General features: G+C 36.0%; 9 protein-coding genes. All 9 read left to right on the forward strand.

Annotated features, from left to right (window positions below; genetic code table 11):
* Window positions 1-147 precede the first annotated feature (147 nt).
* The gene (locus tag G5B32_RS12970; RefSeq protein ID WP_206366895.1) at window positions 148-3,519 is read left to right on the forward strand and encodes a SusC/RagA family TonB-linked outer membrane protein; all 3,372 of its coding nucleotides are present in this window, start codon (window positions 148-150) and stop codon (window positions 3,517-3,519) included.
* Between the two features lie 18 nt (window positions 3,520-3,537).
* Entirely contained in the window at window positions 3,538-5,034 is a 1,497-nt protein-coding gene (locus G5B32_RS12975; RefSeq protein ID WP_165291955.1) for a RagB/SusD family nutrient uptake outer membrane protein, read from the forward strand.
* A 3-nt stretch (window positions 5,035-5,037) separates the two neighbouring features.
* Window positions 5,038-5,859: a DUF4843 domain-containing protein gene (locus G5B32_RS12980; RefSeq protein ID WP_165291956.1), complete on the forward strand. Its 822-nt coding sequence runs from the start codon at window positions 5,038-5,040 to the stop codon at window positions 5,857-5,859.
* Complete coding sequence (locus G5B32_RS12985; RefSeq protein WP_165291957.1) at window positions 5,859-7,304, forward strand: PKD-like family lipoprotein; 1,446 nt, start codon at window positions 5,859-5,861, stop codon at window positions 7,302-7,304. The genes G5B32_RS12980 and G5B32_RS12985 overlap by 1 nt, the downstream gene beginning before the upstream one ends.
* A 19-nt stretch (window positions 7,305-7,323) precedes the next feature.
* The gene (locus G5B32_RS12990) at window positions 7,324-8,457 is read left to right on the forward strand and encodes a TlpA disulfide reductase family protein (RefSeq protein ID WP_165291958.1); all 1,134 of its coding nucleotides are present in this window, start codon (window positions 7,324-7,326) and stop codon (window positions 8,455-8,457) included.
* A 375-nt stretch (window positions 8,458-8,832) separates the two neighbouring features.
* The gene (locus G5B32_RS12995) at window positions 8,833-10,746 is read left to right on the forward strand and encodes a glycoside hydrolase family 3 N-terminal domain-containing protein (protein WP_206366896.1); all 1,914 of its coding nucleotides are present in this window, start codon (window positions 8,833-8,835) and stop codon (window positions 10,744-10,746) included.
* Window positions 10,746-10,895, forward strand: a complete 150-nt coding sequence (locus G5B32_RS17110; RefSeq protein WP_317166117.1) for a fibronectin type III-like domain-contianing protein — start codon at window positions 10,746-10,748, stop codon at window positions 10,893-10,895. Before G5B32_RS12995 ends, G5B32_RS17110 begins: the two co-directional genes overlap by 1 nt.
* Window positions 10,896-11,132: 237 nt before the next feature.
* Window positions 11,133-11,951 (forward strand): ZIP family metal transporter, encoded by an 819-nt coding sequence (locus tag G5B32_RS13000; protein WP_165291959.1) that lies wholly within the window; start codon window positions 11,133-11,135, stop codon window positions 11,949-11,951.
* A gap of 6 nt (window positions 11,952-11,957) precedes the next feature.
* Window positions 11,958-12,446 (forward strand): GNAT family N-acetyltransferase, encoded by a 489-nt coding sequence (locus tag G5B32_RS13005; RefSeq protein WP_165291960.1) that lies wholly within the window; start codon window positions 11,958-11,960, stop codon window positions 12,444-12,446.
* Window positions 12,447-12,482 lie beyond the last annotated feature (36 nt).

Below are 12,482 nucleotides of genomic sequence, written 5' to 3' on the forward strand. Positions count from 1 at the left end.
TTATGAAAGGAGGACTTATTAGAATATATAAATAATATAAAAAAGCAGAGAAATGCTGCCACATTTCCCCGCTCAAAATCGGTTCAGTATATACTGAGCTTGACTATGTGTAAGTAACAGAACTCTAACTAAACCTTAACAAATTTAATGAATTTAAATTACTTATTACGAGTGATAAAACTAACCACGTTACTGTATTTTATAGCTTTCTTACAAATCAGTTTGGCTTCTAATGCACAGACTATTACCCATACTTCCAAAAGAGAATCTTTGGAGAAAATTCTGCAGATTATTAAGTCGCAGACTCAATTTGAGGTGTTGGGAACTAAGAGTATGCTGGAGGGTAGCCAGCTCATATCTATTGAGGCTAGAAATATGCCTCTCGAAACATACTTACAAAAAGTGTTTGAAAAGCAACCTGTAAGTTTCAAAATAGTAGATCATACGATCGTTCTAACGAAAAAAGAAAGTCGAAGAACAACGGAGTTGTATAGAAATACGGAGGAGGTTCAACAATCTCGTATTGTGATAAAAATCACCAATCAGAACAAAGAACCAATAGCAGGTGCTACCATCTCTTCTTCAACAACTAACCTAGGTAACACAAACGAAAACGGTGTTTTTCAACTAGATAAAGCTCCTTCAGACGGAATCATAGTAGTAAAAATGCTGGGTTATGAAACCTTAAGAATCAAATTATCTGATGATAAATTTGAATATACGCTTGCGCTTAAAGAAGAAGTAAGCAATGTGAGTGAAGTAATCGTGACGGGCTATCAGGCTATCAACAAAAACTCTTTCACGGGTACTGCTATTTCTAAATCTGGAGAAGAATTAAGACAAGTGAATCCTCAAAATGTGTTGCAAGCTATACAGGTTTTTGATCCATCCTTCAAATTATTAGATAATAATCTTCTTGGATCTAATCCCAATGCAATGCCTAATATCACGATACGTGGTACATCTTCCTTACCTACTGGCAACAATGAGATATTGCGTCGCGATAATATTACGACAAATACCAATATGCCCGCTTTCATCTTAGATGGGTACGAAATCAGCGTGACTAAAGTGTTGGATTTGGACATGACACGTATTGAATCTGTAACGCTACTGAAAGATGCTGCTGCTACAGCCATTTATGGTTCTAGAGCTGCTAATGGCGTCGTGGTCATCACCACGAAAGCACCAAAAGATGGACAGTTAAGACTAAGCTATTCACACGAGACACACGTAAATGCTCCTGATCTAACGGATTACAAACTCCTAAATGCTACAGAAAAATTGGAGTACGAAAGACTTGCTGGTCTTTACAGCAATGAAAACCAAAACATTTCGCAGATTGAATTGGATAAGTTATACTACAACAAACTTAAAAATGTTGTAGGAGGCGTAAACACGGATTGGATATCACAACCTGTACGTACAGCCATAGGTCAAAAACATGCTATTTATCTTGAAGGTGGTGTTTCAACGTTTCGTTATGGTATAGATTTACGCTATCAAACTAGACCTGGAGTTATGAAAGAATCTTCGAGAAACCAATATTCGGGAGGCGTAAACCTAAGTTATAACCTAAAGAACAAACTCAGATTTCAAAATGAATTAACCATCACCATGGTGAATGCGTTGGAATCACCATATGGTAGTTTTGCGAATTATGCGCGAATGAATCCCTATTATCGGATGACCGATGACAACGGAAACATTCTTCAGCAAGTTGGTGGTTGGGATAGATTTTACAGTAATGGTGCTTCGGAAAAAGAAAATGTATTGAATCCTTTGTACAACGCCACATTAAGCAATTTTGACAAGTCTAAGTATTCTGAAATCATGAACAATTTTGCGATAGATTATGAAATTGTTTCGGGCTTACGATTGAGAGGGCAATTGAGTCTCTTGAAAAGAATGAATCTTTACGATTACTTTTTGTCTCCAAAATCAAATGAATTCTACAACTACCCTACTTCGCAGACTGACGAAAAAGGAAGTTACACCAGTGGCAACAATGATGAAATGTATTGGGATGGAAATATCCGCGTGAATTACATGAAAAGTCTAGGTAAAAACTACATCAATGTCGTAGCTGGATCAAATATACGCAGCGATTTTTCTGACTATCGTTCATTCACTGCACATGGATTCGCAAATGATAGATTCAGCAGCATTGGATTCTCCAAAGGCTATCTTGAAAATGCCAAGCCATATAGTAGTCTGGAACAATCTAGGCTTATAGGTGCATTTTTAAGTACAAACTATTCTTACGACAACCGATATTTAATTGATGCAACAGTTCGTGCTGACGGTTCTTCTAAATTTGGGTCGAACAATAGAGTTGCACCATTCTGGTCTACTGGTATTGGATGGAATACACATAATGAAGAATGGTTTAATACGGACGTAGTATCCCTTTTGCGTTTTAGAGCAACCACAGGTATGACGGGAGCTGTTCAATTTTCTCCATACATGTCTCGTACTACATATAACTATGATCAAAATAACTGGTATTCATCCGGAATTGGAGCTATCGTAAACAATTATGGTAACGAAAATCTGGGATGGCAAAAAACAAGATCTACAGATCTTGGTATAGATGCTGGATTTTGGAAAGATAGAATTACCCTTTCAGCTAGATATTATTACAAACTGACAAAAGACATTCTAGCGGATATCAATATTGCCCCATCAACAGGATTTGTCTCTTACAAAGAGAATTTGGGTGATATGGAAAACAAAGGTATCGAAGTTAATTTCAATGCTTTTGCGGTAAAAAATTCCGATTGGACGGTGAGCTTTATGGCTAATATCGTTCGCAATGAGAATAAAATTGTGAAAATATCGAATGCACTTAAAAGCTACAACGACCGTGTCGATGAAGCACAAGGAGGCAGCGATTTAATGGGTGTTCCATTATTGCGATACAACGAAGGCCAGTCAGTAGACGCTATATATGCCGTTCCTTCGCTGGGTATAGATCCAGAAAATGGTCGGGAAATTTTCAGAAAGAAAGACGGTTCATTAACTTACAATTGGGATGCAAAAGATATTGCAGTAGTTGCGGTAGCTACACCAAAAGCAGAAGGATTTTTAGGAGCAACAGTACGATATAAACAATTCTCTGCAGTAACATACGTACAAGTACGCGTAGGAGGTAAATCTTACAATCAAACTTTAGTAGATCGTGTGGAAAATGCTGACCCTCGCTACAATGTGGATTACAGAGTATTAGCAGACAAATGGAAACAACCAGGCGATCGCTCTTTTTACAAAAGCATTAGTGATTTGGGGCAAACACGTGTTTCTTCAAGATTCATCATGGATGATAATCTAGTAAATTTGCAATCCTTGTTTTTGTCGTATGACGCTAACCCTGAATTTGCACAGAAGTTGAGACTTTCTAATCTAAGAATTAGTGCTACTACAAATGATTTATTAAGATGGTCATCTATTCAGCAAGAAAGAGGTATTTCTTATCCATTTGCACGTAGTGTGAGTTTGGCTTTACAAGCATCATTTTAACCGAATAAATATTTGAAAATGAGAAAATCGCTATCATTATATATCCTTATCATCTTACTGTGTACATCATGTGCAAAGTGGCTTGACATCAAACCGGAAACGGAAATTGACAAAACGGAACTTTTCACGACAGAAGATGGATTCAAAGAAGCCTTATTGGGTATTTATATCAGAGGAAGCAAAACGGATCTTTATGGTAAAGAATTAACTGTAGGAATGCCAGAAGTATTAGCACAAAACTATACGACGGCTACATCTGATCCATTTCGCTATAAAGCAACATCGGAATATAAATACGATGACCAATATTTTATCGCGCGAAAAGATAATGTTTGGAAAGGTCTTTACAATGGAATCGTCAACGCTAACCTTATACTTGCAAACATCGATCAGCAACGTAATATTTTCTTGGAGAACAATTACGATATCATTAAAGCAGAAGCTTTAGCCTTAAGAGCATATCTGCATTTTGATGTGCTACGATTATTTGCTCCAAGCTATAAGGAAAATCCTACCGCTAAAGCTATTCCATATGTTACGGTATACAGTAACCTTTCCACTCCATTTGGAACAGTGACGACTGTATTAGATTCTATCATCAATGATTTAGAAAAGGCTAAAGTTTTATTACAAAAAGACCCTATTCTGAAGAGTTCATATAGAATTGGCTACCCAAATCAGACCGATACATTGTTGAATTCTGAAACAACCAACCCGCAGCTTTTCCTTCAAAACAGAAGACATCGAATGAATTATTATGCGGTTTGTGCGGCATTGGCTCGTGTACATTTATACAAAGGTGAGACTAATCAAGCCTTATCAAATGCTAAAATAGTAATCGATGCTAAAAAATTCCCTTGGACGAATACTACTGATTTTATCGCCGTAGATGAAAAAAATAAAGATCGTATCCAGTACAAAGAATTGTTGTTTGGTTGGTACGTCCCATTGCTAAATAATGAGTTAAATAACAATTGGTTTTCTAGTGGGAATAGCGGCATGTATTTGGAACAAATTGATGCACAAACTATCTATGAAACTTCCAGCGTAGGCGCCACGGATTTGCGTTATATGCATTGGTTTATGACAGTAAGCAATGGAAACAATTACCTATCTACAATTGTAAAATACCGCAGAAATTCTCTTTCGGACAATGAAAGCGCAAATCTGCACTATCTTATGGCTCCTGCTATCAAATTAAGTGAAGTATACTTAATTGCTGCTGAAAGTAGTTACGATAGTAATCCCACGCAAGCTATTCAATATTTGGATGAAATACGTCGTAATAGAGGAATTGGGCAAGCTACTCAAGTTTCAAATAAACAAGAATTCCTACAAGAAATTGTGAAAGAACTGAGAAAAGATACATTTGCTGAAGGTCAATTATTTTACGCCTATAAAAGACTACACCTTCCGATTGCAGGATTACAAGGCAAGAGTATTCAGCCTGACAACAAAATATTTGTTTTACCTCTTCCAGACGATGAGATCATTTATGGAAATCAAAAAGACTGATGCATGAAAACAAATTCGACATTTAAATATAATATAGGGAGTTTTTTACTGGTTTTTCTACTCTTGGCAGCTTGCCAGAAAGCCGAATTGCTAACGTACAATCATAATACTGGAATATATTTTAATCTAAGTAATGCAAATAGAGACAGTATAGTATACACATTTGCTTACAATATTAACAAAGCTTCCGATACCATTTATATTCCTGTTAGTATTTCGGGTATAAGAGAAGATAAAGATCGCGTATACCATGCCTATATAGAAGTGGATTCCTCTTCGGCGCAGGAAGGTGTACATTATCAAAAATTGGCTGAGAGTTATGTTATGAATTCAGGAGATGGAAAAACTACGCTACCACTGGTGATTTATAATACTCCTGACCTAGAAGAAAATAGTGTATCTGTCATTGTCAAACTCAAAGAAAGCGCAGATTTTCATATTGAAAATCCAAATATCATTAGAGCTAAAGTAGTTTTTTCAGCACGATTAGAACAACCGATGTGGTGGAGTATGTGGCTTGGGGAGTATTCAAGAACCAAACATCAACTCTTTTTAATTGCAACCGAACAAACTACATTGACGATGGATGGTTTAGATGCACCAAAAAATCTCTTTTTTGCAGATTTGCTCAATATGATGCTTAACAATCCTTTTCAATGGGTCGACAAAAATCCAGAAAAAGGGTATGTACTTAGCACGGATGACAATGGAGTAACCTACAAATTTTATCACAAGGATAATCCCAATCGAACGATTTTATTACGTAAAAATACAGGTTCGGGTTTATTCCGATTTATTGACGAACTAGGAAGAGAGGTAAGATAATGAAAAGAAAATCAAAGAATATAACACGATTTGGCTCTAACTTGGCTTTATCTCTTATTCTGATGCTGACATCATGTTATAAGGATAAAGGCAACTATGAATACAATATGCCTTTAGAACCCAAAGTGGTAGGACTGGACACCATATATAATGCTATGGTGGGTGATAGTTTAATTATTAACCCAAAATTCGAAAACATAGCAAAAGAAGAGATTGAATGTATTTGGGAAATCGCGGTTCCTGAAGCTATTGATCCTTCTCAATATACCTACGAAGGAAGTGCATTACGTACGGTGTTCGGATTACAAGCTAAACTTTATAATGCCCGATTAACCCTATTGAACAAAACAAATGGAATCAAGTATTTCTATGATTTCAAGATTCAGGGAAAAACTGAATTTTCGACGGGTTCTTTAGTTTTGAGTGAAGAAAATGGCACAACACAATTGTCATTTATCAAACCTAGCGGTGAAGTACAGGCAAGAATTTATGAAGCCATAAATTTAAAATCATTGCCTGACCATCCCCTTTCGGTTCATTTTTTGGCGAATAAGTTCACAGGAAATACACCTCTAGGTTATTGGGTTATTTGTAAGAATGAAGGTGTAAGATTGGATGTAAACAATCTAAAACAAGAGGAATTAAAGCCAGGAACTATCAAAGACAATTTCTTCCTCGCTCCGCCTACCATAGAAATAGGTAGTCTTCAAAAACATGTACAAGGGGTATTGATGGGCGTTATTAATGGCAAGTTTTACGGCGGTATCACGACGACATGGGATCAAGCGAATACGTATGGTATGTTTGGAACTTATGCAGATGGGGACTATGAACTGCACGACAAATTTATTCTGAGCAATATTAATGACATGGTTAGTATAATTGCTTTTGATAAGAATAGAAAACAGTTTTTACGATTCAACTTATATGGCGCACCAATGTTTTTCGGTACACAGTATACAGTAACCAACAGTGCTATTTTTGATCCTACAAATATTGGATTAGAACTATTGGATATTGTACAGATAAACAATACTGATACGTATGCTTATTGTAAAGATGTGAGCGGAACAGTTTATGAACTGAAATTTAATGTAAATTTCAATGGTCCATTTACGTTCACACCGCTACACAAAAAGAGCTTTATCAACCAACAAATAATAACCGATAAAACTAAAATGATAGCCTCGAAAAATGGCTATATCTATTTTGCTCACGCGAACAAAGTATATAGCTACACTCCTATTAATCAGAATTTAGTAGAAATTGATGCTAAATTTTCAAATGAGGTATCTATGATAAAACTATCTGATGACGAGCAAACATTAATCGTCGGAGCGGGTACATCTCTTTATTATACCAATGTTTCTACAGGAAATAATGGTGTCCTTAAAAATACGATTCAAGGCATTCCTGGAAAAGCAATAGATATAACATGGCGTTAAACTTTTAAAAATTAGAAACATGAAATTTATATATATAATACTCGCATCCATCCTATTTAATGTAAGCGTATTTGGACAAAACGGCTTTGTTATTCAGGGTAAAGCTGCTAAACAATTTGAAGGCAGTAAATTATATTTAGACTATCAGCGCGATGGCTATTCCTTCTCTGATTCTACCGTTATCAAACAAGGAAAATTTACGTTTAAAGGTGAAGTAGACGAGCCCAATTACGCACGTATGATTTTGGACTCGCAAGGCTTAGGCAAACTCCGCACACAAAATACAGGAGACCGTTTATATTTTTACATAGGAAATGAAAATTACAACTTCAATATTACGGAGTCCCTTAAAAAAGTTGCGATAACAAAATCCCCTCTTCATGAATCTTTTGTGCAATACATCAACTTTATCGGTGGCGACTTTATGGATATTATCGACCAAGGTAATGCAGCCTTTTCCGCTGTGCCTGAAGATGCTGTGGATAAAAACGAACAATATGCCGCAATAAAACAAAAATTTGATGAAAAATTCGATAAAAGAAACGATCAACAACTTTTGTTTGCCAAGCAAAATCCGAATTCGATTTTTGCGGTTGATGCCTTAACTGAAGTAGCAAACAAAAGAGGTACAAAGATTATCGAAACTATTTTCTTAGACTTAAATAAATCTTTGCAGAATTCCTCTAGAGGAAAAGAATTGGCTGCCAGAATATATGCAGATAAAAACATTGTTATTGGAAGTATGGCACCAAACTTTGCACAACCTGATCAACAGGGCAAGATGGTGCAATTGTCAGACTTTAAAGGAAAGTTCGTTCTTTTGGATTTTTGGGCGAGCTGGTGTAGTCCATGTCGTGCAGAGAATCCAAATCTCAAGAAAGCTTATATCAACTTTAAACCAAAAGGCCTAGAAGTTTTTGCAATCTCAATCGATGATAATAACGGCAGAGAAGCTTGGCTACAAGCTATCAAAGATGATGACTTGCCTTGGATTCATGCAGCTGACCTTAAAGGATGGAGAAACGATGCAGCAGTGCTTTATGGGGTTCGCGGTGTTCCTCAAAACTACCTTATCGACCCTACAGGAAAGATTGTGGCTATTAATCTAAAACAAGAAAACCTACACAAAGTACTAGCTGAATATATTAAATAGTAATTCATATATTATTCATTCAATCCCCGTAATATGCTAAGCATATTACGAGGATTTTTATTTTATGAGAAATACAATTTCCTGGATTTCCGAAAAGACAATAACCAGCACTTTAATATTAAGCTACAACAAAATAATCACAAACTTTAAATAGCAAAATTTCTTGTTTAAAACAAATTAAATTACCTTAGCAAATTAAACAACCTAATTATTTAATTAAACTAAACTATTTGTAGCTTAATGAAAGTAAATCAACTAAAACCAGTATGTTTATTTTTTATTTCTTTTCTGCTGTTTCAATCCGTTGATGCTTAGGAAGTATATAAAAATGCTAAGGCGCCAGTTCAGAAACGTGTTGAAGATTTATTGAAGCGTATGACGCTCAAAGAGAAAATCATGCAATTGAATCAATACACCGAAGGCGATAACGATACCCCCAACAACATCGAAAAATCGGTCAACGAGCTTTCTCCAGAAGTAGGTTCTTTAATTTTTTCGAGTTCGGATCCTGTATTCAGAAATAAAATACAAAAGAAAGCTGTAGAAGAGTCTAGATTGGGAATTCCCATTTTGTTTGCTTTTGATGTCATACACGGTTACAAAACAATTTATCCTATTCCCCTTGGTCAGGCTGCGTCTTGGAATTTAGATCTGGCTAAGAAGGCTTCTGCAATAGCAGCCAAAGAGTCAAGATTAGGTGGTATTGAATGGACCTTCTCTCCTATGATTGATGTGGCTTACGATCCTCGTTGGGGTCGCGTATCTGAAGGTTATGGTGAAGATCCCTATACCAATGCACAATTTAGTGTGGCGACGATATTAGGCTATCAGGGTACTCAACCCTATGATAGCTTACACGTAGCAGCATGTCTAAAACACTATATCGGTTATAGCCGTAGTGAAGGAGGTCGTGATTATGTCTATACAGATATTTCTCCGCAATCTATCTGGGAAACTTATATACCCCCATATATTGCTACGATCAATGCTGGAGCAGCCACTTTGATGAGTTCTTTCAATGATATTAGTGGTATTCCTTCTACTGCCAATACACATTGGCTAAAAGATGTATTACGTACACAATTAGGTTTCAATGGCTTAATTGTATCGGATTGGTATGGTATAGATCAATTAAAAAGTCAAGGTGTAGCAAAGGATGATAAAGAAGCTGGTTTAAAAGCATTTTTGGCAACTACGGATGTGGATATGGTGGACAATATTTACGGCCGACACCTGGAAGAATTGGTAAAAGAGAAAAAAATAACCATTGCTCAAATTGATGATGCGGTTCGTAGAATATTAAAATTGAAGTTTGAATTGGGTTTATTTGAGAAACCTTATGTCCATGTCTTGCCAGATGATAAACGATTTTTATTACCAGAAGATATTAAGACCGTAGAAAAGTATGCCGAAGAAACGATGGTATTATTAAAAAATAAAGATCAAGTTTTACCACTAGAATCTGTTAAAAATATCGCGCTTATCGGACCATTTGCAAAAGACAATGATCACGTAATGGGATCATGGAGAGGTTTTGGAAAAACGAAAGATGTAGTACCTTTTTATGAGGGTATGATCAAAGAATTTGGGTCTAATGTCAATTTTGAATATGTACGCGGTTGTGATTTTGAAGGCGATGACAAGTCCGAATTTGATGCTGCGTACCAAGCAGCTTTGAAATCAGATATAGTAGTTCTTTATTTGGGAGAAAAAGCTGGTTGGAGTGGCGAAAATGCATCACGCTCATCCTTAGCTTTACCTCAAATCCAAGAAGACTTAATAAAGCATGTCGCTACTACTGGTAAAAAAATAATATTGGTATTCTCAAGCGGTAGACCGATAGAATTAGCACTCATCGAGCCATTGGTAGATGGTATTATTGCGATATGGCAACCTGGTACTGCTGGAAGTGCTCCATTAGCAGGCATACTTTCAGGCAGAATTAACCCATCTGGTAAATTACCAATTACGTTTCCTTATTCTACAGGACAAATCCCAACATATTATAATCATAAACAATCAGCGCGTGTATATCAAGGACATTATCAGGATGTACAACAAGGGCCACTATATCCATTTGCATATAGCTTGAGCTATACCACCTTCGAGTACAGCGATATCAAACTGTCAAAAGATAATATCAATAAATCGGATAAACTAGTAGCTTCTATAACCGTAAAAAATACAGGTAAAAAAGATGGTTTAGAGACAGTACATTGGTTTATCCCTGATTGGCACGCCTCTATTTCCAGACCAGTGAAAGAACTTAAACACTTTGAGAGAAACTAATTAAAGCTGGAGAAATGGTGACTTACACTTTTGAAATAGATCCTACCCGTGATTTGTCATTTCCTGACGCTACAGGAAAGCGCCTATTAGAAGCTGGTGATTTTCAGTTAAAAGTAGCGGACAAAGAAGCTAAATTCGTTCTTAATTAACATAACACAATCGTATCATAATGCTAATCCCCTGCAATGTTTTGGAGGGGATTTTCTATGTCTATATAAAAATTAATCTGCACAAGCTTTCGTGATGTTTAGGCTAGCTCAACATGCCATATTTTTTAAAATTAAACAGGTTTTAAATATTTTATTTATCTAACTCACTTCTATTTGTGAAATTTATTAGGCGAATTGTATCTTTATGGACGTCAAACAAAAACTAAGAAACGATAAATGCTAGATTCAGTCATAACCTATTTAGAAAGTATCAATCCTATTACCGCTGCATTATATGCTACCCTATTCACGTGGTCTGTAACAGCTTTGGGTTCTGCATTTGTGTTCTTTTTCAAAAGTTACAATAAAAATATCATGGATACCATGCTCGGTTTTACTGGCGGAGTCATGGTTGCTGCGAGTGTGTGGAGTCTTTTGATTCCATCGATTAATATGAGTGAAGGAACAGGCTTTACACAAATGGTTCCGACTATAATTGGTTTTCTGCTAGGCGCAGGTTTCTTGTATAGTATTGATAAGATTCTGCCCCATTTACACCACAACTTTCAGCAAGTAGAAGGTGTAAAAACTCCTTGGCAAAGAACTACTTTAATGATTCTAGCTATCACGTTGCATAACATCCCAGAAGGATTGGCTGTGGGGGTTTTGTTTGGAGGTGTTGCAGCAGGTATACCTGAAGCGAGTATTGCTGGAGCTACAGCCTTGGCTGTTGGTATTGGTTTACAGAATTTTCCTGAAGGAATTGCGGTCGCTATGCCTTTACGAAGAATGGGCTTATCCCGACGAAAGAGTTTTTTCTACGGCCAAGCTTCAGCTATTGTAGAACCTATGGCAGGAGTTTTAGGTGCTTTCGCAGTTACTTTCTTTGCACCTATATTACCTTATGCCCTTTCTTTTGCAGCTGGAGCGATGATATTTGTAGTAATAGAGGAAGTTATTCCAGAATCTCAGCAAAATAAAAGTTCCGATTTAGCTACGCTAGGATTTATTTTTGGATTTATCCTTATGATGACCTTAGATGTTGCTTTAGGTTAGCCAGATATGTTTATTAAAAATAGCCTTTTTACTATTTCTCCTCCAACCAAAGAGGATATAATTTCATTACGAAATTTATATAACAATGCTGAAGTAATGAAATATATTCCTAATTCATCACAAATTTGGGAAGTTGAATCTGTCGCTGAAAAAATCTCAAAATTTCAAAAGGATAGTATAGGAATTCACATCGTTAAAACTTTGAATAATAACTTTCTAGGGGAAGCTTCCATTTTTAATTATCCTGAATTAAACTGCTATGAAATTGGCTTTATAATAGATCAAAAGTTTTGGGGTAAAGGTTTCGGAACGCTGATTTGTTCAGAATTAATAGATTACTGTATTAATCATTTACATGCCGCAAAAGTTTTTGCAAGAATGTATTCTAATAATGTAGCATCACAAAAAGTATGTATAAAATCTGGAATGAAACTGTTTAATCCTTCTGAAGAAGATTTACTATACGATAGATTAACATTTAGTTTTTCCAAATAGTACAAACTTTATAAAATAGAAAAAGGGATGTTTCTT

This window comes from Sphingobacterium sp. SGL-16 (genome assembly GCF_011043515.1).
Classification (GTDB): domain Bacteria; phylum Bacteroidota; class Bacteroidia; order Sphingobacteriales; family Sphingobacteriaceae; genus Sphingobacterium; species Sphingobacterium litopenaei.